The organism is Amycolatopsis sp. NPDC043885 (assembly GCF_056435685.1).
Genome location: NZ_JBWKEA010000002.1, coordinates 306,293 through 332,329, shown reverse-complemented (window position 1 = coordinate 332,329; position 26,037 = coordinate 306,293). Strand labels below are relative to the sequence as shown.

Genomic DNA, 26,037 nt, shown 5'->3' with positions numbered 1-26,037 from the left:
GGGCCCGTTTTCCCGGCGCAGAGTCTCGGTTGTATTAAGCCGACTCCGGCGAATGGGCTATCTCTAGTTGAAATCTTTACTGCCGTCCGATCGACGCCTACGATTACGCTGCGTCGCAACGGCGGCAGATGAATCTGATCTTACGGAGCATCTGCCGCCCTCAATCGTTACGGAGTGTTGACCCCTCGACAGCGAAGGTCGCAGGGTCGGCCGGGGAGGACGACCATGCAAGCAACTTCCAGCGCGTCCAGAACCGTCACCCCCGATGCGGTCCCCGGATACACGACTCCGGAGAACCTGCCTCGACCGGGCGGACGGCTGACGAAGGAGGACCTCGACCCCCTCGTCAAGGACGCGGGCGACGGGAATCCCGCCGCGATCCAGTCCCTCCTGCGGATGATCGGCCCCGTCGTGGTCCGCTACTGCCGCGCCAGAATGGGCGGCCGCGACCTGTCCTACCTGTCGGCGGACGACGTCGCGCAGGAAGTGTGCATGGCGGTGTTGAAGGCGCTGCCCGGCTATCAGGATCGCGGCGGCTCGTTCCTCTACCTCGTGCACGCCATCGCCGCCAACAAGGTCGCGGACGCCTACCGCGCGGTCTCCCGCGACCGGTCGGAACCGGTCCCGGAACTGCCGGAACGGCCCATCGGCGACAACGAACCCGAAACGCACGCCCTGCACCTGGACCTCGGTGCCCGGCTCAGCCGCCTGCTCTCCACCCTGCCGCGGGTGCAGCAGGAGATCCTCGCCCTCCGCATCGCCGTCGGCCTGTCCGCCGCCGAAACCGCCGAAGCGCTCGGGATCTCCGCCGGCAACGTGCGCGTGACGCAGCACCGCGCACTGGCCCGCCTGCGGACGATGGTCAAGCAGGACGAGTTCTGATCTTTCGTCCCCCTGCCGCAGGTCGTCGATCGGCGGCTCTCAGGCGCCCGGACCCCGCGCCGCCCACTTCTTCCGCTCGGAGCGATTCACCGCCGCAGTTCGGCGACGCCGACCGCCCGGGGCAACTTCGCGATCACCGATGGATCCGGTTCCGCCCGGAATGCCACGCCTGAGTGCGCGACTCCATCGCTCTGCGATGGGCGACGAACACCGGAGCCACGACGATCATCCGTGGTCACCGGCGATCGGCAGCGAACCCGCGCCGGGCTCTTTCTCCATAGAGGAAGTCACGAGCACTCGATACCCGCCCCGCCATCGGCCAAACCGGCGCGGCACGTGGGGCTCGGCACATCCAGCCTGCTCACTGGTCCTCGTCGTCCGGGGGAACGGACGTGTGGTCCTCGTTGTCGACGGGACCGAAACCTTCGGCGGGCTCCGGTGCGCCCGGTCCGGCGTCCGCGGCCGCGATACGGACTTCCCCGGTGTGGGGGTTCGGTTCGAACGGTGCTGTCGTCATGAGGGCCGGGTACCCGCGGCGGGAAGCCGGTAAGCGCGCTTCGCGGTGCCGTCGAAGAACTCCAGCCGCTCACCATCGCTCAGCGAGCCCGTCAGCGAAAAAGCGGTGTCCACGACGACTTCGTACGCCGCCGCGAGTTCGCAGACCGGCCAGTCCGAGCCGAACATCAGCCGCAAAGCCCCGAAGGACTCCAGTACGTGTTCGGCCCAGCGCGCCAGATGCCCGACCTTCCACCGCGCCCAGTCGGCCTCGGTCACCAGCCCCGAAAGCTTGCAGTACACGTTGTCCAGCTCCCCCAAGGCCGCGACACCATCGGCCCACGGCTGCCATTCGCCCGTGGCGATCGGTGGCTTCGCGGCGTGGTCGAGCACGAAAACCTGGTCCGGCAACGCTTTCGCGGCGGCGAGCGCGGCGGGGAGCTGCGGTGGCTTCACCAGCAGGTCGTACGCCAGCCCGGCCTCACCGAGGGCGGCGAGACCACGCAGGACCTCGGGCCGCGTCAGCCACGACGGGTCCGGCTCGTCCTCCACCTGATGCCGGATTCCCACCAACGGCCCGGAAAACGACGCCACGCGCTCGGCGACGCCGGGCGCGGTGAGGTCGGTCCAGCCGACGACGCCCACGATGAGCGGCTCGGCCTGAGCCGCCGCGAGGAACTCGTGTGTCTCCTCTTCCGACGAGACCGTCTGCACCAGCACGGTCCCCTTCACCCCCACCGCCTTCGTCACCGTGCGCAGACCGTCCACTGTGTACGGACGGCGGATCGGTTCCAGTGCCGTACCGGTCATCCACGGGTAGTCCCGCCGCGCGGGATCCCAAAGATGATGGTGCGCGTCGATCACGGCCGTCCCTCCTGCCGCAGCACGGTGTCCTCACGCAACAGTCCCGCACGGATCAGGTCCGTCCACACCTCGCGTGGCACCGGACGCCGGAACCGTTCGGCGTTGAGCCGGACCTGGCCGGGATCGTGCGCGCCGACGACGACGGACACCACCGATGGATGCGCGGCGGGCAACGCCAGCGCGGCCTGCGGGAGTTCGACACCGTGCCGCGCGCAGACGTCGGCGATCCGCTGGGCGCGCTCCACCAGTTCGGCGGGGGCCTCGGCGTAGTCGTACATCGTGCCCGGCGACGCGGTGGCGAGGATCCCGGCGTTGAACGCCCCGCCCGCCACCACGTCCACGCCGCGCTCCGCGCACAGCGGAAGAAGGTCGTCGAGCGCGGGCTGGTTGAGCAGGGTGTACCGGCCGGCCAGCAGGATCACGTCGAGATCGAACCGGCGGACGAACTCCGTGAGCATCGGCGCCTGGTTCATCCCTGCCCCGATGGCGTCGACGACACCCTGCTCCCGTAGTTCGAGCAGCGCGGGGAACGCACCGTTGACGGTGTCCTCGAAGTGTTCGTCCGGGTCGTGCACGTAGACGACGTCGACGCGGTCGAGCCCCAGCCGTTCCAGACTGTCCTCAAGCGACCGGAGGATCCCGTCGCGGCTGAAGTCCCATCTGCGTTTGTACGCGGCGGGAACGACGAAACCCTGCGAGTCGGTGCGCGAAGCGCCGCCGGGATCGGGTTCCAGCACGCGGCCGACCTTCGTCGAGACCACGAAATCCGCGCGGGGATACGCCGAAAGCGCCGCGCCCAGCCGCCGTTCCGACAGCCCGAGACCGTAGTGCGGGGCGGTGTCGAAGTAACGGATGCCTTCGTCCCACGCCTGCCGGACGGTCGCTTCGGCCGTCTCGTCGGTGATGGCGTGGTACAGGTTGCCCAGCTGCGCGCAGCCGAGCCCCAGCGGGGACAGGGGGATCTTCACGGAAGCTCCCAAACGAGGCCGAGCCCCGAATCGTCGCCCGAGTAGTCGTCCTCGACGTCGAGCAGTTCCGACATCCGTGCCTGCCACGGGATGTTGGCCGGGTGGTCGCGCAGGATCGCGCGCATCTTCGCGTAGTCCTCGACCTCCACGACGTGGAACAGGTCGAGCCCGTCCCGCCAGATCCGCCACGAACGCACGCCCGCACCGCGCAGGGCTTCGTCCAGCTCAGGCGGGATCACGGCGTGGACCGACTCGTATTCGGCCTCCTTGCCCGGCTTCAACCGGGTGTGGAGCGCCACTCTTTGTAGTGTGACACCGTGGGTCACCGCGCCTCCTCGACTCGAAACATGGCACTCTGTCAACTAACACTCAAACATCCGAGGTCTTCGGGGAGGGCGGTGGAACATGCCGGTCACCGATGTCGCGATCGACAAGATCAAGGACATGATCATCTCCGGCGAGCTTGCTCCGGGCGACAGGCTGCCGAAGGAGGCCGAACTGGCCCAGCGGCTCGGCCTGTCCCGCAGTTCGCTGCGCGAAGCGGTGAAGGCGTTGTGCCTGATCCGCGTGCTCGACGTCCGCCAGGGCGACGGAACGTACGTCACCAGCCTCGAACCGAATCTCCTCCTCGACGCGATGACGTTCGTGGTGGACTTCCACCGCGACGACACCGTGCTGGACTTCCTCGCCGTGCGCCGGATCCTCGAACCGGCGGCGACGGCGCTGGCCGCGATGCACATGAGCGACGAGGACATCGAGGAACTAGGCCGCCTGCTCGACGAACTGGCCGACTCGCCGACGGTGGAGGCGCTGGTCGCGAACGACCTGCAGTTCCATCGCAAGATCGCCGACGGCTCCGGCAATCCGGTGCTGTGCTCCCTGCTGGACAGCCTGTCCGGCCCCACCGCGCGGGCCCGCATCTGGCGCGGGCTCACCCAGGAGGGCGCGGTCGCGAAGACCCGCGAGCAGCACACGGCGATCTACGAGGCCATCGCGGCCCGCGAGCCCGAACTCGCGCGTTCCTGGGCGACCGTGCACGTGGCGGGGGTGGAGCAGTGGCTCCGCAACGCGCTCGGCACCGCCGACGACCCCACCACTGCCGCCGAAGCTTCCTGACACCGCACTCTCCTCCATGGACGCTCCGTGAAGGCCTCCTTCCCTACTCTCAAGGTAGGGAAGGAGGCCTTCACGGACTTTCGGACTACGTTTGGGCCTTCCCGCCGGCATAGCGGGAGATGATCAGCGCGACCAGGATGATCACGCCGTAGATCGCCTTCAGCCATTCCGGCGGCACCTGCGCCACCTGCAGCAGGTTGGTGACCGTCTGCAGGAGCAGCACACCGGTGAGCGCCCCGACCAGAGTGCCCTTCCCACCGTCCAGTGAGACACCGCCGATCACCGCAGCCGCGAACACCTGAAGGATCAATCCGTCGCCCTGGTCCGCCCCGAGCGCACCGACGTAGCCGGTGTACGCGAGCCCGCCGAGCGCGGCCAGCACACCGGCCACCACGAAGACACCCCACGAGATCCGGTCGACCCGGATACCGGCAGCCCGCGCGGCTTCCCGGTTGCCGCCGATGGCGTAGAGCGACCGGCCGATCCGGTGATACCGCAGTCCCAGCCCGAACACGGTGAACAGCGCCGCGGCCAGCCACACCGACATCGGCAGCCCGATGAACGTCGTCGTGGCCAGCGCGGTGAACACGTCCAGCTGATCGAAGAGCGTCTTTCCCTGGGTGGACCCGATCTGCGTGCCGCGCAGCACCGTCAGCATCGCCAGCGTGACGATGAAGGCGTTCAGCTTCAGCTTGACGATCAGGAAGCCGTTCACGAACCCGACCGCGGCACCGGCCACCAGTACGGCGAGGATGCCCGCGAAGCCGGGGATCTCGGTGCCGAAGCCCGAGGACGCCACTGGGATGACCAGCATCGCGCCGAGCGCGGGCGCCATGCCCATGGTGGATTCCAGCGACAGGTCGAACTTCCCGGTGAGCAGCACGAGGGATTCGCCCAGCACCACCATCGACAGCGCTGCCGAGGCGGACAGGATCCCGACGATGCTGCCGAAGGTCAGGAACGTGTCACTGATCAGTCCTCCGATGATCAGCACCACGACGAGCGCGGGCACCAGGGCGAGTTCGCGCAGCCAGCGGAACTTCCGGCGCTTCGGCGGTGCCGCGAGTGTCGAAGTCTTCGGATCGGTCATCAACTCGGTCACCGTTCGACTCCTTCGATGTCGGCCACCAGGTCGCCGTCGGACCAGCCCGCCCGGTGTTCGGCGACCACGGCACCGGCGCGCAGCACCAGCACCCGGTCGCTCAGACGAAGATCGTCCAGCTCGTCGCTGACGATCAGCACCGCCTTGCCCTCCGCGCGCACCCGGTCGACGACCGCGAGCAGCGCTTCCTTCGATTTCACGTCCACGCCCGCGGTCGGGTTGATGAGCACCACCAGGCGCGGATCCCCGGCCAGCGCGCGGGCCAGGACGACTTTCTGCTGATTGCCACCGGAAAGGTCGGACACCGGCTGGTCCGCGTCGGCCGCGACGATGTCGTAGTCCTTCAACGCCTGGGCGGCACGGCCGTATCGCGCGCCCGGTGACGCCAGGCCACCCTTCCCCATACGGTCCAAAATGGACAGTGTGGCGTTGTCCGCGATGGAATGCTCCAGCACCAGCCCCTCGTGGTGCCGGTCCCTCGGCACACAGCCGATCCCGGCGCGGATCGCGGCCGGGATGTCGCCCGGTTTCAGCGGCTTCCCGTCCACCTCGATCGTGCCGCCGGACGGCGAACGGAGGCCGTACACGGTTTCGGCGACCTGATGCTTGCCGCTGGCGTTGCTGCCCGCGAGCCCGATCACCTCGCCGCGATGGATCCGGAAGGTCACGTCGGAGAACCCGTCACCGGAAAGCCCGTCGACGGTCAGCACCTCGTCGGCGTCCTGAGCCAGCGCCTCGCGGGTGGAGGCGTCACGCACGGAAAGCCCGCCCTGCTCACCGGTCATCGCGTCGATCAGCTCGGCACGCCCGACCTCGGAGACCGGCGCGGTCAGGATGTGCTTGGCGTCGCGCAGCACGGTGACCGCCTGACAGACTTCGTAGACCTCGTGGAGGTGATGCGAGATGAACAGGAACGTCACCCCGTTGTCCTGCATCTGGCGCATCCGCGCGAAGAGCCGTTCGATCGCCTGGCTGTCCAGCTGCGCCGTCGGTTCGTCGAGAACGATGAACCGGGCACCGTAGGAGAGCGCCCTGGCGATCTCGACGAACTGCCGGTCCTCCACCGAAAGCTCGCCCGCCGGGGTGTCGACGTCGACCCGCACGTCCCAGGAGTCGAGCAGTTCCCGTGCCTGACGGCGCAACCGCTTCCAGCCGATCGCGAACCCCGTGCCCGACTGGCGATTGAGGAACAGGTTCTCCGCGACGGTCAGCTGCGGGACGACCATCGCGTGCTGGTAGACGCAGGCGACCGCGCGTTTCCAGTCGTCCTGCCTGGACAAGGGCGGTGCGGGGACGCCGCCGAACTCGACGCGCCCGGTGTCCGTTTTGGACAGTCCGGTGAGGATGGAGACGAGTGTCGATTTCCCGGCACCGTTGCGGCCGACGAGCGCGTGCGACTCGCCGGGGTGCACGGTGAGGCTGACGTCGGACAGCGCCACGGTCGGGCCGTAGCGTTTGCCGACGCCCTGTGCGCTGACCACCGGCACGGCGGCGGATCCGGCGGGCAGCGCGCTCACAGGTTGTTCCCCCAGAGTGCCTTGTCGTCCACGTTGTCCTTGGTGACGACGGGCGCGGGGAGCTGGTCTTCCAGGATGCCGGGCCGGACCTCGACGACGGTGCTGCCGTGATCGGTCGGCCCCGCCTTGAAGGTCTCCCCCGCCATGGCCTTCTTGATCCAGTACATGCCGTACTTGGCGTAGTCGTCGGCCGGCTGCGAGACGGTCGCGTCGAGTTCGCCCGCGCGGATCGCGGCGAGCTCCTGCGGGATGCCGTCGTTGCTGACCAGCACGACATGCTTCGGGTCGCCGACCGGGAAGTAGAGGTTCTTGCGCTTGAGCGCCTGCTGCGTCGGCGCCAGGTACACGCCGCCCGCCTGCATGTACACGGCCTTGATATCCGGGTTCGCGGTCAGCAGACTGTCCAAACCGGACGAAGCCTTGTCCGCCTTCCATTCGGCGGCGACCTCCAGCACCTGGACGTCCGGGTACTTCGTCTTCATGCACTGCCGGAACGCCTCGGAGCGGTCGCGGCCGTTGACCGAGGCCAGGTCGCCCATGACCTGCACGACCTTGCCCGACGTCACCTTCGCGCCGATCGCCTCGCAGGCCTTGGTGCCGTACGCCTTGTTGTCCGCGCGCACCACCATGGCGACCTTGCCGCTCTCCGGCGCGACGTCGACGGCGACCACGGGGACCCCCTTGTTCTCCGCCGCCTTGAGGCCCGCCACGACGGCCGCGGAGTCCAGCGGCGTCACGACCAGGCCCTTGACGCCCTGGTTGAGCAAGGTGTTGATGTCGGTGATCTGCTTCGCCGAGTCGCTGTCCGCGTTGACCGTCGGCAGCGCCTCGACACCCTGTTCCTTCGCCTTCAGCGGTACGTAGTTGTTGTAGGCCTGCCAGAACGGCGAGGTCAGCAACGGGATCGTCGCGCCGACCTTGCCGCCCCCGCCCGTACCCGGCTGGGGGGCGTTGTCCTTCGTGGACCCACAGGCCGACAGGGCCAGCCCGAACGCGGTGGCCGCGGCGGCCACCTTGATCACCCTCGTACGCACCGCATCCTCCTTGATGACAGCGAAAAACTACCGCTGGACCGGGCCGCGCGGGCGCAGCCCGTACATCCCTCCGTCGACAGCGAGCGCCGTGCCGGTGGTCGAAGCCGACAGCGGGCTGGCCAGGTACACGACCGCGTTCGCGACCTCGTCCGCGGTGACCAGCCTGCCCATCGGCTGACGGGCGGCCAGCGCGGCGCGTTCGGTCTCCGGATCGCCCGCGGCGTCGAGCAGCCTGCCGACCCACGGGGTGTCCGCGGTGCCGGGGCAGACGCAGTTGACCCGGATCCGGTCGGCGAGGTGGTCGGTCGCCATCGCCAGGGTCAGCGAGAGCACCGCGCCCTTGCTGGCCGAGTACAGCGCACGGTTGGGCAAGCCCGCCCACGCGGCGATCGAACAGGTGTTGACGATCGCGGCCGAGGGCGAGTTCTTGAGGTGCGGCAACGCCGCCCGCGCCAGCCGCACCATGCCGACGACGTTGATGTCGAGCACGCGGTGCCATTCGTCGTCGCTGTTGGCGGTGACGTCGCCCTGCGCGCCGATACCCGCGTTGTTGACCAGGACGTCGATCCCGCCGAACCGGTCCGCGACCGCGTCGATCGCCGACCGGACCTCTTCGTCGGAACCGACGTCGCAGCGGAATCCGGTGAGACCTTCGGGAAGGTCACCGGGATTCAGGTCGAGGACCGCGACCTTCGCCCCGCGTGCGGCGAGCAGGTCCGCGGTGGCCCGGCCGATTCCCGACGCGCCTCCGGTGACCGCCGCGACGAGGCCTTCGAACTCACTCACTTGCTTGTCTCCGTCCATTCCGGACCGTCGGGGAAGGTGAACCGGCGCAGCGTCGCGTCGTGCATCCGTGCCGAGAAGCCCGGCGCGGACGGGGCGACGTAGCGGCCGTCGACGACGGCTGCCGGATCGGTGAAGTGCTCGTGGAGGTGGTCGACCCACTCGATGGACCGGTCGGTGCCGGAGCCGGATACCGCCACGAAATCGAACATCGACAGGTGCCGGACGAGTTCGCACAGCCCGACACCGCCGGCGTGCGGGCACACCGGGATCCCGAACTTGGCCGCCAGCAACAGGATCGCCAGGTTCTCGTTGAACCCGCCGACCCTGGCGGCGTCCAGCTGCAGCACCGAGATCGCGCCCGCCTGCAACAGTTGCTTGAACACCACACGGTTCTGGACGTGCTCGCCGGTGGCCACCCGGATCGGGGCGAGCGCCTTGGCGATCGTGGCGTGCCCGAGCACGTCGTCCGGCGAGGTGGGCTCCTCGATCCAGTACGGGTCGTACGGCGCCAGCGCGGTCATCCAGGTGATCGCGGTCGAGACGTCCCAGCGCTGGTTCGCGTCGACGGCGACCCGGATGTCCGGGCCGACGGTCTCGCGGGCGAGTTTCATCCGGCGGACGTCGTCCTCCAGATTCCCGCCGACCTTCAGCTTGATCATCTCGAAGCCGTCCGTCACCGCCTGCTCGGCGAGCCGGACCAGTTTCGCGTCCGAGTAGCCGAGCCAGCCGGGAGAAGTGCTGTACGCGCGGTATCCGTCACGCTCGATCCGGGCGATCCGCTCGGCGCGGCCCGGCTCGGCGGCGCGGAGGATGTCGAGCGCCTCCTGCTCGGTCAGCGCGTCGGTCAGGTAGCGGAAGTCGACGAGGGAGACCAGGTCCTCGGGCGACATTTCGGCGGCGAATCGCCAGACCGGGAGGCCGGCGACGCGCGCCGCGAGATCCCAGGCGGCGTTGACCACCGCGCCGATCGCCATATGCGCGACACCCTTTTCCGGGCCGAGCCACCGCAGTTGCGAATCGCCGACCAGCGTCCTCGACAGGGCGCCGAGAGCGGCGGCGTCGGTCGGCACGTCCATGCCGACGACGTGCGGTTCCAGCGCGCGGATCGCCGCGGCCTGGACGTCATTGCCGCGGCCGATGGTGAAAGCGAGTCCGTACCCGTCCGGACCGCCGTCGGTGTGCAGCACGACGTACGCGGCCGAGTAGTCCGGGTCCGGGTTCATGGCGTCCGAACCGTCGAGCTCCCGCGACGTGGGGAACCGGACGTCGAGCACCTCCATGCCCACGATCTTCGCCATCACGCCTGCCTGACGTTCTGGCGCTGGCGGCCGAGGCCGTCGATCTCGAGCTCGATGACGTCCCCTTCGCGCAGGTACGGCTTGGGATCCGGCTGGCCGAGGGCGACGCCCTGCGGAGTGCCGGTGTTGATCAGGTCGCCGGGCCGCAGCACCATGAACCGGCTCAGGTAGTGCACGATCTCGGCGACCGGAAAGATCATGTCCTTGGTCGAGGAGTCCTGCTTCTTCTCGCCGTTGACCCACAACCGCAGGCCGAGGGCTTGCGGATCGGCCACCTCGTCGGCGGTGACCAGCCACGGGCCGAGCGGGTTGAAGTTCTCGCACGACTTGCCCTTGTCCCAGGTGCCGCCGCGTTCGAGCTGGAACTCGCGTTCGGACACGTCGTTCGAGACGGTGTAACCGGCGACGTACTCGAGCGCCTCTTCGGCGCTTTCGAGGTAGCGCGCGGTCTTGCCGATGACGACGCCGAGCTCGACCTCCCAGTCGGTCTTGGTCGAGCCGCGCGGCACGAGCACGTCGTCCTCCGGCCCGACCACGACGTCGGAGGCCTTCATGAACACGACGGGCTCGGTCGGGACGGCGGCGCCGGACTCCTCGGCGTGCTGCCGGTAGTTGAGGCCGATGCAGACGACCTTGCCCGGCCGCGCGATCGGCGCGCCCACCCTGGCCCGCGCGGCTTCGGGGCCGGCTTCGGGCAGCTCACCGGCGGCCAGCGCGGCGGCGACCCTGGCCACGCCGTCGCTCGCGAAGAAGCCGCCATCGATGTCGGTGGTCAGCCCCGAGAGGTCGCGCAGCGTGCCGTCCCCGGCACGTACGAACGGACGCTCACTTCCCGGCTCCCCGAGTCGCAACAGCTGCACGGATTTTCCCTTCAAGCCGAACCGCCAACAATCAACGGCTCCCACAGCAACGAACAGACATCCGATGTATACCCGACGAGCTTGGCCAAGATCTAGGGTCCGTTCGGATTTGGATCGAAAATTGATCGGATCAGTAGTCGGACGAGGAAGTGCGATGGGTCACAGAGGGAATAGTTACCTACTCTAAGCAAGTTATTCGTCGCGGAACCATGACTGGGGAAGGGAAGAGCATGACCATCGCGCCCGAGCGAGTGGAAGAACCCGTCGCGCGGCCCCGCACGAGCGGACGCGCCCGATTCGTCCTGATCCTCGGCGGCCTGTCCGCCTTCGGGCCCCTGTCCATCGACATGTACCTGCCCGCGCTGCCGCGGATGGCGGGCGAACTGCGCGCGGCGGACGCGACCGTGCAGCTCACACTGAGCGCGTTCATCATCGGGCTCGCCATCGGCCAGCTGATCCTCGGACCGCTGTCCGACGCGATCGGCCGCCGCAAACCGCTCGTGGCGGGCCTCGCGCTCTACATGGTCGGCTCGATCCTGTGCGCCGTCGCCCCGACCGCCGAACTGCTCATCGCCGCACGAGGCGTCCAGGCCTTCGGCGCCGCGGCGGGCATCGTGATCGCCAGGGCGACCGTGCGCGACCTCTACTCCGGCACCGCGATGACGAAGTTCTTCTCGCTGCTCATGCTGGTCAACGGGCTCGCCCCGATCCTGGCGCCGATCATCGGCGGCCAGATTCTGAACTGGACCTCGTGGCGCGGCGTGTTCGTCTGCCTGACCGTGTTCGGCGCGATCCTGCTCGCCGTCGTCTTCTTCCTGCTGCCGGAACCGCTGCCCGAGGAACGCCGCACGCCCGCGCGGTTCGGCTCGGTGCTGCGGAAGTACGCGAGCCTGCTCCGCGACCGCGGCTTCCTCGGCTACGCGCTGGCCTCCGGGCTGATGTTCGGGAGCCTGTTCGCCTACATCTCCGGCTCGTCCTTCGCGCTGCAAGGCGTCTACGGGCTCAGCCCGCAGGCGTACAGCCTGGTGTTCGGGCTCAACGGCATCGGCATCGTGGCCGTCGGCCAGCTGAACGGGCGTATCGTCGGCCGCTTCCCGGAACGGACCCTGCTGACCGTCGGTCTCGTCATCGCGGCGGTCGCCGGATTCGGCGTCCTGGCCGCGGCGGTGCTGGACCTCGGCCTGGCCGGGTTGCTGATCCCGCTGTTCATCCTGGTGTCGAGCATCGGCATGGTGGCGCCGAACGCGAGCTCCCTGGCGCTCGCCGAACAGGCGCGGTCCGCCGGTTCGGCATCGGCGCTGCTCGGCGTGCTGCAGTTCGTCGTCGGCGGGCTGGCGACTCCGCTGGTCGGGCTGGGCGGCGCGGGCACCGCGGTCCCGATGGGGATCGTGATGGCGGCCTTCGGCGTACTGGCGCTGCTGGCCTTCTGGACCATGACGCGGTCCGCGACACCAGCACTGGCGGCCGCGCGGGCGTAGAGGCTCGTGAGTGGCTAGGACGGTTCTAACCGTCCTAGCCACTCACGAGTCCCTTGAGGTCAGCGGTCCTCAACTGCTCCGCGGTCACCGCCGCGCGCCCCTCGACCAGGGCCTTCAACGCGTCCCCGTCGTCCCATTGGTTGACGTTCATCGCGGCGGTCACCTGCCCGTCCCGCAGCCAGAACGCCGTGAAGTCCCGCGCCGCGAGATCGCCCCGCACCACGAGCTCATCCCGTTCGGGATCGGCGAGACCCCGGTATTCGCAGCCAAGGTCGTACTGGTCCGAGAAGAAATAGGGACTCCGCAGGTACGGCTTGTTCTCCCCCAGCAGGTTCCCGGCGACGTGCTCGCCCTGCCACTTCGCGTTCGACCAGTGCTCGACGCGGACACGTTTTCCGTAGCGGGGATGGAAATGCGCGGCGATGTCGCCGATGGCGTAGACGTCGGGCGCCGCCGTCCGCAGGCCGGCGTCGGCGCAGACGCCTCCGTCGTCGGACAGTTCCAGCCCGGCGGCGTGCGCGAGGTCGACCCGCGGCGCGGCGCCGACGGCCACCAGGACGACGTCCGCGGGAAGCTCGTCACCACTCTTCAGGCGAACACCCGTCACCCCGTCCGGGCCGCCCGTGAATCCGGCGACGCCTTCACCCAAACGCCAGTTCACGCCGTGCTCGGTGTGCAGGCCTTTGAACACCCCGGACACCTGCTCGCCCAGCACCGCGAGCAAGGGTGAGCCGACCTGGTCGACCACGGTCACCTCGGCACCGTGTTCCCTGGCGGCCGCCGCGGCCTCGGTCCCGATCCAGCCCGCGCCGACGATCACCACCCGTCCGGCATCCTTGAACGCCGAGCGCAGCGCCAGCGCGTCGTCGAGGGTGCGCAGGGTCCGCAGTCCCGGCAGGTCCCCGCCGGGCACCGGCAGCGAGCGCGCCCCCGAGCCGGTCGCAAGCACGAGCCGGTCGAAACGGTGTTCACCGCCCGCGTCGTCGTGCACGAGCCGCGCGCCGAGTTCGACCTTGGTCGCGGTCACGCCGCTCTCGAAGGCGATGTCCTTCTCTCCGTAGAAACCCTCGTCGTGCACCCAGTCGGGTTCATCGGCCTTGCCCATCAGGAGCCCTTTGGACAAGGGCGGTAATTCGTACGGGCGATGCGTGTCGGTGCCGAGCAGCAGGATTTCTCCCGCGTAACCGCGCTCTCGCAGCGTCCCGGCCGCCGTCGCTCCGGCGAGACCGGCTCCGACGATGACGATCTTCCTGGGTTCGGACATCGATGACCTCCCAAGCAGTCCTCCCCCGGACGCTACTCCCGTTCGTGCTCGTCCGGCTCAGTGAAGGCGGAAGTCGATCACGATACGAGGGATCGGTTAACCCATCAGTAGGAATGTCGGGTAACCCGCGTCACGCCCCCGAAAGCGCCTCGTCCCAGCCTCGGACGAGAAAGGGAGATCATGGGATACGGGAGGATGAGGACGTTGGCACCCCGGGACGAATGGTCGGTCGGCTGCCGGGATCTCGCGGGCAGGCGCAGGGACGTGACGGTGTTCGTGAGCAGCGACAAGATCGTGCTCGTGGCACCGCCCGGAGAGGCCGCCGTACTGGGGCCGCTGGACGTGGGGCGCTTGCGCGCCGCGCTCCGCGACGCCGTGGTCGCGGTGGCCGAACATCCGGACCACAAGGAATGACAACTACCGTTCCTACTTCCGAGTAGGTAGAGTCGGCTCCGTTCGGAAGGAGCCGGCCATGACCACCTACTTCGTGACGGGCGCGACGGGTTTTCTGGGAAAACGCCTGGTCGCGCGCCTACTACGGCGACCTGAGACCGTAGCCGTCCATGTTCTCGTGAGGGAGACCTCACGCGGGAAGCTCCCGAGCCACGAGAAGCTCGTTCCCGTCACCGGCGACCTGACCGAACCCCTGCTGGGCATCGATCCCGCCCATCTGGCGCCCCTTGACCACGTCGTGCATCTCGGCGCGATCTACGACCTCACCGCGGACGAAGCGGCGAACCGCGCGGCCAACGTCGACGGCACCCGCAACGTCCTGGAGTTCGCCGTCGCCGCGAAGGCCGGGCTCTTCCACCACGTCTCGTCGATCGCGGTCGCCGGGCAGTACGCCGGGCGGTTCACCGAGGCCGATTTCGACCTCGGACAGAGCTTCGCGTCGCCGTACCACGCGACGAAGTTCGAGGCGGAGAAACTCGTGCGACAGCACGGGAAAACGCCGTTCCGCGTGTACCGGCCGTCCGCCGTGGCCGGCGATTCGCGGACCGGCGAGATGGACAAGATCGACGGCCCGTACTACTTCCTCCCGGCCATTTCGCGGCTCGCCGCGTTGCCCCGGCGTCTCCCTCTCGCCGCCCCGGATCTCGGCGCCACGAACATCGTTCCGGTCGACTACGTCGTCGAAGCGATGGAACACCTCATGCACGTCGACGCGCCCAGCGGCAGCACGTACCACCTCGCGTCGCCCCGGCCACAGCCGCTTCACGAGGTCTACAACGCCTTCGCGCGGGCCGCGGGCGGGCCGAAGATCTCCGCGGTCCTTCCTCCCCTGCCGTCCGGAGCGCTGAAGCGGGCCGGAACCCGGCTGGCGAAATCCGCGGCCGCCGGATTCGACCGCGTCCCCGGCGGGCGTTCGGCCCGCGCGGCGGTGCTGGCGGAACTCGGCATCCCGCTGGAAGTCCTGCCGCATCTGAGCATGGAGGTCGACTTCGACACGAGCGCGACCACGGCCGCGCTCGGAGGCAGCGGGATCACCTTGCCGCCGTTGGAGGAGTACGCCGGTCCGCTCTACCGATACTGGCTGGAACACCTCGATCCCGACCGCGGCCGCCGCCGTCCGGGGCCGGAACCCCTCGACGGCCGCAAGGTGCTGATCACCGGCGCGTCGTCGGGCATCGGTCGCGCCTCCGCGCTGGCCGTCGCCGCGAAGGGCGGCGAAGTGATCCTCGTGGCCAGGCGCGCCGATGAGCTGGAACAGGTCCGCGAGCAGATCGTCGCGGCGGGCGGGAAGGCGTCGGCGTATCCGTGCGACCTCACCGACGGCGGTGCCGTCGACGCTCTGGTCAAGGACGTGCTCGCCGCGCACGGCGCCGTCGACATGCTGGTCAACAACGCGGGCCGGTCGATCCGGCGGTCGCTTTCGCTGTCCACCGAACGGTTCCACGACTTCGAGCGGACGATGGCGATCAACTACTTCGGCCCCGTGCGGCTGACGCTGGGCCTACTGCCGTCGATGACCGCGCGCGGATTCGGGCACGTCGTCAACGTGACGACCCAAGGACTGCAAACGGACACGCCGAGGTTTTCCGCTTACCTGGCCTCGAAGGCGGCATTGGAGGAGTTCGGGCTGACCGCCGGCCGGGAAACGCTTTCCGACGGCGTCACCTTCACCTCGGTCCGGATGCCGCTGGTGCGCACCGACATGATCACGCCGACCGGGTCCTATCGCGGTATGCCGTCGAGTTCTCCCGAACGCGCTGCCGCGCTGGTGGTGAAGGCGCTGGAGAAACGACCCGAGATCCTGAACCTGCCCGAAGGAACGGCCGCCGAACTGGTGACGCTCGTCGCACCTCGGACGGCACGGTTCTTCGCCCATCTCGTCTACCGCGCCATGCCCGAGTCAGCGCCGGAATCCCGTGGCCTGCCCAGGAAGGCTCCGCTCGCGTCGGTGGCGGGAGCCGTCACCCGGCTGGTCTGGCGCCGCCGTCCCTGACGTCCCGCCGCCAGGGCTCGATCGGGGGACGCCCCCGGCCGCTACCATCGGTTTCCGATACGCCGGGGGGTCGGCGGGCACGGGCCGAGGCAGGACGACCGGGAAGGGGCAGTGTGGACGTCGCCAGTCCCCCGCTGTCGACCGGACCGGACGCGGCGGTGGTACGTCCGTCCAGGACAGTGCTGCGGCTTTCCCTGCACGTGGCCTGGGTGCTCGCGCTCGCCGTCGCCACCGAACTCCGGGTGGGGCGCTTCGGTTTCCACCCGTCGGACCAGGGTTTCATCCTCGCCCAGGCGTGGCGGGTACTGCACGGCGAAGTCCCGCATTCCGACATCATCTCCGCGCGGCCGCTGGGTTCGGCGTACCTGCATATCGTCGACTTCGTGCTGCCGGGGCCGCTCTTCTTCGTCTCAAGTGTGCTCAGCATGCTGGAGATCATCCTGGCGACCATCGCCTTCGCCGTACTGGTCACCCGGCGCCGCGTCCGTGACTGGGGTCCTGGGCTCACCGGACTGACGGCGGCCGCGTCGCTGCTGAACCTCAACGCCTTCCCGCTGATGGCCTGGCACACGATCGACGGGATCTTCCTGACCGCCTGCGGTGCCTGGGCACTGGATTCGGGGCTGCGCAACGGCAAGGCGTGGCCGCGGCGGCTCGGTCTGGTGCTACTGGGCACCGCGGTGTTCGTCAAGCAGAGTTTCGCGCCCGTGCCGCTGATCGCGCTGTGCTGGCTGCTGCTGCACCCGTCGCTGCGGGAAGGCGCGTTCCGCACCGGCCGCTGGTGGGCCCGGCTGGGCTGGGATCTGCTGGCACTGGGCGCTTTTCTGGTGTTCTACTTCGGAATCATCACACTCGACGGCGGGCTCGGCGCGATGGCCGAGCAGCTCACCGGCGGCCTGCCCGCGTACGGCGAGCGGCTTCTCGGGCTGTGGCTGGAAAATCCCGCGTCCCTGCTGCGGCCGCCGGTGCGGGGCTTGACCTTCTTCGTGATCGCCGGGGTGTTCCTCGCCCTGCTCGGGATCTTCCGCGACCGCGCGGGTTTCGCCGGGGCGGTCCTCGCGCGGCTACTGCTCCTGGCCGGCGTGGCGGTGGTGGTCGGCACCGTCGTCGACGGGCACTTCACCGGCGCGTCGCGCTGGGCGGACGTCCTCTGGTGGATCCTCGGTGTCGCACTGCTGGTGCACTGGGCGGCGACGCGGCGATTCCCGCGGATGGGCGCGCTGGTCTTCGCGACCGGCTTCATGACCAGCCTGTCCTGGGGGAACGACACGCCGACGCTGTTCACCGGAACACTGGCGCTGACGGCGATCCTGCTGCTGTCGGACGCGCTGCCGCCGCTGCCCGAGCCGTCTCGCCGGTTGAGGCTGGTGGGCGCCACCGCGATGGGCCTGGTCGCGGTGCTGGCGTCGGGCTGGGCCGTGGTCGCGCACCACGACGAGGCCGCGTATCTCGACATGGCGCACGAGAAGCTGACCGGTGACCTCGGCAAGGTGACGCCGTCGATGCGCGGGATCCGGACGAATCCGGGCACCTTCACCTACATCTCCCAGATCCAGGACTGTGTCACGCGATTCCCCGCGGGACGCACGGCCGTCCTGCCGGACAACCCGTTCGCCTATCCCGCCTTCGGCCTGCGCAACCCGTTCCCGCTGGAATGGCCGCTGCCGCTGGAGATCGTCGCCGACGCTCCGGAACGCATGCTCGCGACGGCCGACGTCCTCAACCGCGAAGGCGACTACCTGGTGCTGTTCCAGACCGTGAGCATGCCCGCCCTCGCCAAGGGCGGGCCGGTGCCCGCCGAGGTCGCCGCGGACGCGCCGATCTTCGACTACCTCGGGCTGGAGAACGCGCTGCGGTCGCGGCTCACCGGGCAGACCGTCACCTGCGGCAGCTTCATCGGCAAGTGGGCGCCGCGCCCCTGACGCGTTTCGTCCTCTGAATGCGGTAGTTCGTAGTGCGAACTACCGCATTCAGAGGACGAAACGCGTGGGGTCAGTCGACGCCGGCGTCCTCGGGGCGGCCGGAAGCGAGACCGGCGAGGACGTCCAAAGCGGCCCCGAGCGTCTCGAGCGGCGGCGACGAGACGGCGAGGCGGACCGCGTTCGGCGCGTGGCCGGGGACGACGGCGAACGCGGCCGCCGGGGTGACCGCGATCCCGCGTCGCGCGGCCGCGGCGACGAAGGTTTCGGCGCGCCAGTGTTCGGGGAGTTCCCACCAGCAGTGATACGCCCGCGGATCGGCGCGCAGGGTGAACCCGGCCAGCCGCGCCGCCGTCACCCGCTGGCGTTCCGCGGCGTCGAGCCGTTTCGCCCGCTCGACGGTTTCCAGTGTCCCGCCGGTGATCCACCGGGTGGCGGCTTCGACGGCGAACCGGGGCGCGACCCAGCCGCCCGAGCGCACGGACGCGGCCAGCCGTTCCTTCCATTCCGCCGGGACGGCGAGGAATCCGGTGGTCAGCCCCGGGGCGAGCCGTTTGGACATGCTGTCGGTGAACACCGTGCGTTCCGGCGCGTACGCCGCGAACGGGCGGACCTCGGGCCGGAGGAAGGTGTAGATGCCGTCCTCGATCACCGGGATGTCCATCCGGCGCACCGTTTCCGCCAGCTCGACGCGCCGCGCTTCGTCCATTGTGGACCCGAGCGGGTTGTGCAGCGTCGGCTGGACGTACAGCGCGCGGACGGACGCGGCTTCGAGCGCCTCGGGAATGAGACCCATGTCGTCGGTCTCGATGGGCACCAACTGGACGCCGAGCCGTCCGGCGAGCGCCTTGACCACAGGATAGGTGATGGCTTCGACGGCGAGGCGTTCCCCCATCGGCACGAAGGCGGCGATGGCGGCCGCGATGGCCTGGCGCCCGCTCCCGGCGAAGAGGATTTCCGGCGTCCAGCCGTCCTTCGCGAGCAAACCGGCGACGGCGTCACGCGCCTGCTTCGAGGCGGAGACGCTTCCCGGCCGCAGCGCCGCTGTCAGGACGTCTTCGCGCAGCAACGGCTCCAGCGCCTTCCCGACCAGCGCCGACTGTTCCGGGAGGACGGCGAAGTTGAGCTCGAGGTCGACCGTCGCGCCACCGGGTTCGGCGAGGGCGGTCTCCAGCGGCGGCCTTCCGGCGCGGACGAACGTGCCCCGGCCGACCTCGCCGACCACGACGCCTCTCCGGACGAGTTCGCCGTAGACCCTCGCGGCGGTCGAGTTCGCGATCCCGCGTTCGCGGGCGAACCGCCGCTGCGGGGGCAGCCGGTCGCCAGGGCGGAGCCTTCCGGCCTCGACGTCGGCGGAGATCTCGTCCGCGACTATCCGGTAGTCCTCCATGCCGTTCCTTCGATCGCTCCGAGACCGCTCGCGGGATTGCACTGGGGATGATGCCATCGACGAGCGTCGTGAGCCGACTGCGACCTACGGAACACCACAACGGCGGACTCCTAGGTTAGCCTAACCTGCGTGGAGACCGTGGAAACCCTCACCGAGCAGAGCACGACGTCCCGCCTGCACGCGGACGCGCTGACGCTCGCCTACGACGGCCGGACCGTGGCCGAAGACCTCGGGGTGGTCATCCCCGACCGGTCGTTCACCGTCATCGTCGGCCCGAACGCCTGCGGCAAGACGACCCTGCTGCGCGCGCTCGCGCGGATGCTCAAACCCCGCCAGGGTTCGGTGTTCCTCGACGGACAGGCGATCAGCTCCTTCCCCGCCAAGGAAGTCGCCCGGCGGCTCGGCCTGCTTCCGCAGAGCTCGACCGCGCCCGACGGCATCACCGTCGCGGACCTCGTCGCGCGGGGCCGGTACCCGCACCAGCGCCTGCTGCGCCAATGGTCCCGTGAGGACGCCACCGTGGTCGCGGAGTCCATGCGCGCCACCGGGGTCGACGACCTCGCCGAGCGGCTGGTCGACGAACTGTCGGGCGGCCAGCGGCAGCGCGTGTGGATGGCGATGGCGCTCGCGCAGGAGACCGATCTCCTGCTGCTCGACGAGCCGACGACCTATCTGGACATCGCACACCAGATGGACATCCTCGATCTGTGCGCGCAGCTGCACCAGGAACAGGGCCGGACACTGGTCGCGGTGCTGCACGACCTCAACCACGCCGCCCGCTACGCGACGCACATGATCGCGATGCGCGGCGGAGAGGTCTTGGCGACCGGCTCGCCCGAAGAGGTCGTGACCGCGGCCAACGTCGAGAAGATCTTCGAGCTGCCATGCCGGGTCATGCCGTGCCCGGAAACCGGTACCCCGCTGGTGATCCCGAAAGCCGGACGCCGCGCCGCCTGATGGTCCCGGAGTAGGTTGGCCGCGGAGGTGCCATGTCACAGCAACTGTGGTCCGAAGTGGACGACTATCTGTCCGGAGTGCTCGTCCCGTCCGATCCCGCCCTCGAAGGCGCGCGGCAGGCGTCGGACGAGGCCGGGCTGCCGTCGATCGCCGTCGCGCCGAATCAGGGCAAACTGCTCAACCTGATGGCGAGGATGATCGGCGCCCGGTCCATCCTGGAGATCGGCACGCTTGGCGGGTACAGCACGATCTGGCTCGCCCGCGCCCTGCCACCGCAGGGCAGGCTCGTCACCCTCGAATTCGACCCGAAACACGCCGAGGTCGCGCGCGGAAACATCGCAGCGGCCGGGCTCGGCGGGCTGGTCGACGTCCGTGTCGGCAAGGCGCTGGACCTGCTGCCCTCGGTCGAGGGCCCGATCGACCTGGCGTTCATCGACGCAGACAAAGCCAACAACCCGGCCTACTTCGCAGCGTCGCTGAAGCTCGTCCGGCCCGGCGGCGTGATCGTGGTCGACAACGTCGTCCGCGGTGGCGCGGTGACCGACGCCGCCAGCGAAGACCCGAACATCCAAGGGATCAGGCGGCTGCACGAGATGATCGCCGCCGAACCCCGCGTCGACGCGACGGCGATCCAGACGGTCGGCAGCAAGGGCTACGACGGGCTCACCGTCGTGCTCGTGAAGCCCTGAAGGAACCACTCGGCCGGCGATTCGTGTTCTCTTCGGGTCTGCTGGTCTCGGGTGCGGTGGGCGGTCCGCTCGTGGCCCGGTCGGCGATCGTGTCGCGAAAGTGGCTTTCGCGGCACACGCCCAGACCGTGGGCTCGCCCAGGCTGCGTCGGAGGAGGGGAGTGAAGGCCTCCTTCCCTACTTTCAGGGTAGGCAAGGAGGCCTTCACCACCACCTGGACCGATGCCTCACCGCGGCGCCGTCGTGGCGGGCCGCGGGCCGGAGCCGTCCGGCCACCGCACCGGCAGTCCCTGATGGAAGCCGATCATGAAGCGCTGCCACATGTCGGCCGGGATCGTCCGCCCGGTCAGTTTCTCCCCGGCGGTGTCCCGCATCCGGCGCGGCTCGTCGGAGCCGACCCAGACCGCGGTCGCGAGTTGGGGGGTGTACCCGACCGCCCAGCCGCCGGCGTTGTCGTCCGTCTCGTTGTACTGGAAGTCGCCGGCCTTCAGCGCGGCCGGGCGGTCTTTCAGTCCGGTGGCCAGCACCTGGCTCATCGTGCCCGCGATCCGGCGGCTCAGCGCCTCGTCGTCCTTGAACGCGGGTGCCCTGTCCGACGGCCGTTCCCACACGATTTCGCCGTTCTCGTCCCGGATCTTCGACACCAGATGCGGGGTGGCGCGCAGGCCGTCGGCGGCGAAGGTCGCGTAGGCGCCGGCCATGTCGCTGGGGCGCAAGGGATATCGGCCGACCGCGATCCCGGGACCGATCAGGAACCCGTCCTTCTCCCGCAACGTCACCGCGCCGTCGACGGCCTCGGGGATCCCTGCCGCGCGGGCACCTTCGCGGACCGTTTCCGCGCCGAGTTTCTTCGCCAGGTCGACGAACGGGCCTCGTGCGCCCCGCGCCATCGCCTCGCGCAGCGTGCACTTCCCGGCTTCGCCGCATTGGTCCTGGAACTCGAAGGTCTCGCCGAGGAAGTCGACCGCCGCGGGCACCTTGAGGGGTTCGTCCACGCCGACGCCCCGTTCGAGGCCGGCGGCGAGGATGAACGGCTGGAAGGCGGAGCCGGTGCCGTACGGGGTGCCGGCGTAGTCGTGCACGCTCCAGCCACCGCCGTTGTAGGCGCGGATGGCGCCGGTCCCGGGTTCGACGGCGACCAGCGACGCCCGGAAGTGCTCAGGCTGTCCCCGCAACCGCTCCTTGACCGTCTTCTCGGCTTCGGCCTGCGCCCGCGGATCAATGGTCGTCTCGACCTTCATCGCACCGCCGCGGAGCCGGTCGAGCGGGTAGCCGACCTGTTCCAGTTCCGCGAGGACCTGCTGCTTGATGTGGTACTGCTCGTAGGTCACGCGACCGGCCCTGGTCTCCGACGGCGCCTGGATCGCGTCCTCCGGATAGGTCATGGCGACCGCTTCGGCCTGACCGACGTAGCCGCGCGAGACCAGCTTGTTCACCACGTAGGACCAGCGTTTCCTCGCGTGCTCGTGGCTGGAGGCGTACGGGTCGTGCACCGACGGCGACTGGATCATGCCCGCGAGGAACGCCGCCTCGCTCCAGGTCATCGAGTCGTCGAGCTTGCGGCCGAAGTAGGCGTTCATCGCCGACGCCGGGCCGTAGGTGCCGCGGCCGAACGAGATGATGTTGACGTAGCTCTCGAAGATCTCCTTCTTGGTCTGCTGCTGGGTGATCTTCGTGGCGAGCACCAGCTCGGAGAACTTGCGGGCGAGGGTGGCGTCCTCGTTGCCGGTGGATTTCTTGATGTACTGCTGGGTGATCCCCGAACCGCCGCCGACGCCGGTCACCAGCGCGCGGCCGAGTCCGGTGAGGTCGAAGCCCTCGTTGTCCCAGAAGGTCGGGTCCTCGGTCGCGACGATCGCGTCGCGCAGTTTCGCGGGGACGGCGTCGTACGGCACGAACAGCCGGTCGCCGCCGGGCGGGACCACCTTGAGCAGTTCGGAACCGTCCGCGTTCTGCAGGACGACGGTCTTGTCGAGGTCGGCGAGGACCTCTTGCGGACTGCGGACGTCGAGAAGGACGTACGCGAGCCCGAACGCGACGACCGGGATGCCGATCACCAGGCCGAACGTCCAGGCGGCGATCTTGCGCCACCTGCGCTTCTTCCGTTTCGGCTCCGGGGTGGCCGTGGTCTCCGACTCGGGTGCGTCTGCCTCATCCGGGTTTTCCACGCCAAGTTAGACGCCCGAACGAGTGAAAAGGTTGTGGGAAAGTCACCGGATGGCATCCGGTTCATGACTTGAATAATTCTTCATTTGATAATGTGGTCAGATGCCCGTCCCCTTGTACCAGGCCAAGGCGGAGTTCTTCCGCATGCTGGGCCACCCGGTCCGGATCCGTGTGCTCGAACTGCTCGCCGAAGGCCCGAAGGCCGTCCGCGAACTGCTCGCCGAGATCGAGGTCGAGGCCTCCAACCTCTCGCAGCAGCTGGCAGTCCTGCGCCGGTCGGGGATCGTCACCTCGACCCGCGAGGGCTCGACGGTCGTGTACGCGCTCGCCGGCGGCGATGTCGTCGAGCTCCTGCGCGCGGCCCGGCGCATCCTCACCGAGCTGCTGGCCGATCAGAACGCCTTGCTCGCCCAGCTGCGCGACGCGGAGTGAAGCCGTGGCGGGTCTGAAGCTTTCGGAGCTGCGCTCGCTCCTGCCCGGACGTGAAGACCTGCGGACGCTCAAACGCGCTCCCCGGCGCGACCTCACGGCGGGCCTGACCGTCGCGATCGTCGCCCTGCCGCTGGCGCTGGGCTTCGGCATCTCGTCCGGCCTCGGGGCCGAAGCCGGGCTGGTCACCGCGATCGTCGCCGGCGCGCTGGCCGCGATCTTCGGCGGCTCCAACCTCCAGGTGTCCGGGCCGACCGGCGCGATGACCGTGGTGCTGGTTCCGATCATGGCCACGCACGGAGCGGGCGGCGTGCTGACGGTGGGCCTGCTCGCCGGGGTCTTGCTGCTCCTGCTCGCGGTCGCCCGCGCCGGCCGGTACATGCGCTACGTGCCGACGCCGGTGGTCGAAGGCTTCACGCTGGGCATCGCCGGGGTGATCGCGTTGCAGCAGGTCCCCGCCGCGCTCGGCGTCGCCACCCCGGAAGGCGAGAAGGTGGCCGTCGTCGCGGCGAAGGCGGTGGCCGATTTCGCCGGGCATCCGGCCTGGCCGTCGATCGCGATCGCCGTCGGGGTCGCCGCCCTGATGCTGCTCGGCGCGAGGTGGCGGCCGTCGATCCCGTTCTCGCTGGTCGCGGTGGCCATCGCGACCCTCGTGAGTCATTTCGCGCAGCTGCCGGTCGCTCGCATCGGCGCCCTGCCCAACGGTCTTCCCGCACCTTCGCTGGACTTCCTGGATCTGTCGACCTTGGGCGCGCTGGCGCCCTCCGCCGTCGCCGTCGCGGCGCTGGCCGCACTCGAGAGCCTCCTTTCGGCCACGGTCGCCGACGCGATGAGCGTCAACGAACGCCACGACCCGGACCGGGAACTGTTCGGGCAAGGCCTCGCGAACCTCGTCACCCCGCTGTTCGGCGGCGTGCCCGCCACCGCGGCGATCGCGCGCACCGCGGTCAACGTCCGTGCCGGGGCGAAGTCCCGGCTGGCCTCGTTCATCCACGCGATGGTGCTGGCGGTGATCGTCTTCGCGGCGGCGCCGCTCGTGGCCACGATCCCGATCGCGGCGCTCGCCGGGGTGCTGCTGGCCACCGCCGTCCGCATGGTCGAGGCGGGCTCGGTCCGCGCGCTCCTGCGTTCCACCCGGCGTGACGCGCTGGTCCTCGTGCTCACCGCGGCCGCGACCCTGATCCTGGACCTGGTCACCGCGGTCATCCTCGGCCTCGTCGTGGCAGGCGCACTGGCACTGCGGGCGATCGCGAAGGCGGCGCGCATCGAAGAGGTCCCGCTCGACCACGCCGATCACGCGGCCGAGGAACGGGCGCTGCTGGACGAGCACATCGTCGCGTTCCGGCTCGACGGCCCGCTGGTCTTCGCCGCGGCCCACCAGTTCCTGCTGGAGTTGTCCGAGGTGGCCGAGGTGCGGGTGGTCATCCTCCGGCTGTCACGGGTGTCGGCCATCGACGCCACCGGCGCCCTCGTCCTGAGGGACGCCATCGAACGTCTCGAACATCGCGGGATCACGGTCCTGGTGTCGGGGATCAAACCCGGGCACGAGAGGGTGCTCGACGAGCTCGGCGTCGCGGATCGGCTCCGCGCGGAGGGGCGGGTGTTCCCGGATACGCCGCACGCCATCGACTTCGCGCACGCGCTGCTGACCTCAAGCGAGGAATGCGCGAAGCAGTGAAGCGGTCCCTTCGACGTGTTCCGTCATCGCCCGGCGGGCCGCCTCGGAGTCCCCGGCGAGGATCGCGTCGACGATGGCCTCGTGCTGGGCGTTGGAGTGCTCCAGATTCGGTTCGAGCAGCGGGATCATGTCGAGCAGCTGGTTGACCCGCATCCGCGCGTCGGCCATCGCCGTGGTCAGCGAGCCGGACGCGGTGACCTCGGCGATCGCCAGGTGCAGCCGCGAATCCTTGCGCCGGTAGTCGCCGACATCGGCCGCCGCGGCCTCGGCGAGCGTGCTGGTCAGATGCTGCCGGTCGGCCGGGCTGAGCGAACGCGACGCCGCCATCTCGGCGGCGCCGGTCTCCAGCACGTGCCGGAGGCCGAGCGCGTCCTCCAGCGTGGCGTTGTCGACCTTCCGCCCGTCGGCGGCGGGCGGGTCGGGCAGGACGTCGTTGACGAACGTGCCGCCGTACCGCCCGCGCCGCGACTCGACGTAACCCGCGTCGGACAGCGCGCGGATGGCCTCGCGCAGCGTCACCCGGCTGACCCCGAGCCGCTCGGCGAGCTCACGCTCCGAGGGCAGCCGCTCCCCCGCGCCCACCACGCCCAGCCGGATCGCCTGGAGCAGCCTTTCGACGGTCTCCTCGAAGGCGTTGCCCGCGCGCACCGGGCGGAACAGCGCGTCACCCGCGTTCGCGACCGTGCTCGACTCCACCCTT

At 69.6% G+C, this 26,037-nt stretch carries 24 protein-coding genes; 10 read left to right on the top strand and 14 right to left on the bottom strand.

Annotated features, from left to right (window positions below):
• The first annotated feature begins 225 nt into the window (after positions 1-225).
• On the top strand, positions 226-882 hold the full coding sequence (gene shbA / locus AC069I_RS11240; protein ID WP_233621370.1) for an RNA polymerase sigma factor ShbA: 657 nt from the start codon (positions 226-228) through the stop codon (positions 880-882).
• A 361-nt stretch (positions 883-1,243) separates the two neighbouring features.
• Here shbA and AC069I_RS11235 read toward each other — a convergent pair whose 3' ends face one another.
• From AC069I_RS11235 to AC069I_RS11220, 4 genes are read right to left on the bottom strand one after another with little or no spacing between them, the layout of a single operon-like run.
• Positions 1,244-1,399, bottom strand: coding sequence for a hypothetical protein (locus AC069I_RS11235; protein WP_478265322.1), 156 nt, complete (start codon positions 1,397-1,399; stop codon positions 1,244-1,246).
• The gene (locus tag AC069I_RS11230) at positions 1,396-2,241 is read right to left on the bottom strand and encodes an amidohydrolase family protein (protein WP_478265321.1); all 846 of its coding nucleotides are present in this window, start codon (positions 2,239-2,241) and stop codon (positions 1,396-1,398) included. The genes AC069I_RS11235 and AC069I_RS11230 overlap by 4 nt, the downstream gene beginning before the upstream one ends.
• Positions 2,238-3,209, bottom strand: coding sequence for an aldo/keto reductase (locus AC069I_RS11225; protein ID WP_478225688.1), 972 nt, complete (start codon positions 3,207-3,209; stop codon positions 2,238-2,240). Before AC069I_RS11225 ends, AC069I_RS11230 begins: the two co-directional genes overlap by 4 nt.
• Entirely contained in the window at positions 3,206-3,508 is a 303-nt protein-coding gene (locus AC069I_RS11220) for an L-rhamnose mutarotase (RefSeq protein ID WP_425342042.1), read from the bottom strand. The genes AC069I_RS11225 and AC069I_RS11220 overlap by 4 nt, the downstream gene beginning before the upstream one ends.
• Positions 3,509-3,614: 106 nt before the next feature.
• Here AC069I_RS11220 and AC069I_RS11215 point away from each other — a divergent pair, with 106 nt between their 5' ends.
• On the top strand, positions 3,615-4,325 hold the full coding sequence (locus AC069I_RS11215) for a FadR/GntR family transcriptional regulator (RefSeq protein ID WP_034321224.1): 711 nt from the start codon (positions 3,615-3,617) through the stop codon (positions 4,323-4,325).
• A gap of 85 nt (positions 4,326-4,410) precedes the next feature.
• On the opposite strand, the gene AC069I_RS11210 is transcribed toward AC069I_RS11215, so the two are convergent.
• From AC069I_RS11210 to AC069I_RS11185, 6 genes are read right to left on the bottom strand one after another with little or no spacing between them, the layout of a single operon-like run.
• Positions 4,411-5,427, bottom strand: coding sequence for an ABC transporter permease (locus tag AC069I_RS11210; RefSeq protein ID WP_016336350.1), 1,017 nt, complete (start codon positions 5,425-5,427; stop codon positions 4,411-4,413).
• Complete coding sequence (locus tag AC069I_RS11205) at positions 5,424-6,944, bottom strand: sugar ABC transporter ATP-binding protein (protein ID WP_478231545.1); 1,521 nt, start codon at positions 6,942-6,944, stop codon at positions 5,424-5,426. The genes AC069I_RS11210 and AC069I_RS11205 overlap by 4 nt, the downstream gene beginning before the upstream one ends.
• Positions 6,941-7,966: a sugar ABC transporter substrate-binding protein gene (locus tag AC069I_RS11200; RefSeq protein ID WP_478231934.1), complete on the bottom strand. Its 1,026-nt coding sequence runs from the start codon at positions 7,964-7,966 to the stop codon at positions 6,941-6,943. The genes AC069I_RS11205 and AC069I_RS11200 overlap by 4 nt, the downstream gene beginning before the upstream one ends.
• Before the next feature lie 39 nt (positions 7,967-8,005).
• Complete coding sequence (locus AC069I_RS11195; protein WP_478265320.1) at positions 8,006-8,764, bottom strand: SDR family NAD(P)-dependent oxidoreductase; 759 nt, start codon at positions 8,762-8,764, stop codon at positions 8,006-8,008.
• A complete protein-coding gene (locus tag AC069I_RS11190) occupies positions 8,761-10,062 on the bottom strand; it encodes an enolase C-terminal domain-like protein (protein WP_478231547.1) in 1,302 nt (433 codons plus the stop codon). The genes AC069I_RS11195 and AC069I_RS11190 overlap by 4 nt, the downstream gene beginning before the upstream one ends.
• The gene (locus AC069I_RS11185; RefSeq protein WP_478231548.1) at positions 10,062-10,922 is read right to left on the bottom strand and encodes a fumarylacetoacetate hydrolase family protein; all 861 of its coding nucleotides are present in this window, start codon (positions 10,920-10,922) and stop codon (positions 10,062-10,064) included. Before AC069I_RS11185 ends, AC069I_RS11190 begins: the two co-directional genes overlap by 1 nt.
• Positions 10,923-11,152: 230 nt before the next feature.
• On the opposite strand from AC069I_RS11185, the gene AC069I_RS11180 reads away from it, so the two are divergent.
• Complete coding sequence (locus AC069I_RS11180; protein ID WP_478265319.1) at positions 11,153-12,400, top strand: Bcr/CflA family multidrug efflux MFS transporter; 1,248 nt, start codon at positions 11,153-11,155, stop codon at positions 12,398-12,400.
• A 34-nt stretch (positions 12,401-12,434) separates the two neighbouring features.
• On the opposite strand, the gene AC069I_RS11175 is transcribed toward AC069I_RS11180, so the two are convergent.
• A complete protein-coding gene (locus AC069I_RS11175; RefSeq protein ID WP_478265318.1) occupies positions 12,435-13,664 on the bottom strand; it encodes an NAD(P)/FAD-dependent oxidoreductase in 1,230 nt (409 codons plus the stop codon).
• A gap of 195 nt (positions 13,665-13,859) precedes the next feature.
• On the opposite strand from AC069I_RS11175, the gene AC069I_RS11170 reads away from it, so the two are divergent.
• From AC069I_RS11170 to AC069I_RS11160, 3 genes are all read left to right on the top strand, one after another.
• Positions 13,860-14,078 (top strand): hypothetical protein, encoded by a 219-nt coding sequence (locus AC069I_RS11170; protein WP_478225695.1) that lies wholly within the window; start codon positions 13,860-13,862, stop codon positions 14,076-14,078.
• A 58-nt stretch (positions 14,079-14,136) separates the two neighbouring features.
• Positions 14,137-16,110 (top strand): SDR family oxidoreductase, encoded by a 1,974-nt coding sequence (locus AC069I_RS11165; RefSeq protein WP_478225696.1) that lies wholly within the window; start codon positions 14,137-14,139, stop codon positions 16,108-16,110.
• Between the two features lie 113 nt (positions 16,111-16,223).
• The gene (locus tag AC069I_RS11160; protein ID WP_478265317.1) at positions 16,224-18,032 is read left to right on the top strand and encodes a hypothetical protein; all 1,809 of its coding nucleotides are present in this window, start codon (positions 16,224-16,226) and stop codon (positions 18,030-18,032) included.
• Between the two features lie 70 nt (positions 18,033-18,102).
• On the opposite strand, the gene AC069I_RS11155 is transcribed toward AC069I_RS11160, so the two are convergent.
• Positions 18,103-19,419, bottom strand: coding sequence for an aminotransferase-like domain-containing protein (locus AC069I_RS11155; RefSeq protein ID WP_478265316.1), 1,317 nt, complete (start codon positions 19,417-19,419; stop codon positions 18,103-18,105).
• Between the two features lie 129 nt (positions 19,420-19,548).
• Between AC069I_RS11155 and AC069I_RS11150 the strand changes: the two genes are divergently transcribed.
• A complete protein-coding gene (locus AC069I_RS11150; RefSeq protein ID WP_478231553.1) occupies positions 19,549-20,376 on the top strand; it encodes an ABC transporter ATP-binding protein in 828 nt (275 codons plus the stop codon).
• Positions 20,377-20,408: 32 nt separating this feature from the next.
• A complete protein-coding gene (locus AC069I_RS11145; protein WP_478225700.1) occupies positions 20,409-21,065 on the top strand; it encodes an O-methyltransferase in 657 nt (218 codons plus the stop codon).
• 226 nt (positions 21,066-21,291) lie between these two features.
• Here AC069I_RS11145 and AC069I_RS11140 read toward each other — a convergent pair whose 3' ends face one another.
• Positions 21,292-23,232: a transglycosylase domain-containing protein gene (locus AC069I_RS11140; RefSeq protein ID WP_478225701.1), complete on the bottom strand. Its 1,941-nt coding sequence runs from the start codon at positions 23,230-23,232 to the stop codon at positions 21,292-21,294.
• A 100-nt stretch (positions 23,233-23,332) separates the two neighbouring features.
• On the opposite strand from AC069I_RS11140, the gene AC069I_RS11135 reads away from it, so the two are divergent.
• Both AC069I_RS11135 and AC069I_RS11130 read left to right on the top strand, forming a co-directional pair.
• Entirely contained in the window at positions 23,333-23,662 is a 330-nt protein-coding gene (locus AC069I_RS11135) for an ArsR/SmtB family transcription factor (RefSeq protein ID WP_007031391.1), read from the top strand.
• 4 nt (positions 23,663-23,666) lie between these two features.
• A complete protein-coding gene (locus AC069I_RS11130; protein ID WP_478265315.1) occupies positions 23,667-25,337 on the top strand; it encodes a SulP family inorganic anion transporter in 1,671 nt (556 codons plus the stop codon).
• Here AC069I_RS11130 and AC069I_RS11125 read toward each other — a convergent pair.
• Positions 25,311-26,033, bottom strand: coding sequence for a FadR/GntR family transcriptional regulator (locus AC069I_RS11125; protein ID WP_016336365.1), 723 nt, complete (start codon positions 26,031-26,033; stop codon positions 25,311-25,313). The genes AC069I_RS11130 and AC069I_RS11125 overlap by 27 nt on opposite strands.
• Positions 26,034-26,037: the final 4 nt, after the last annotated feature.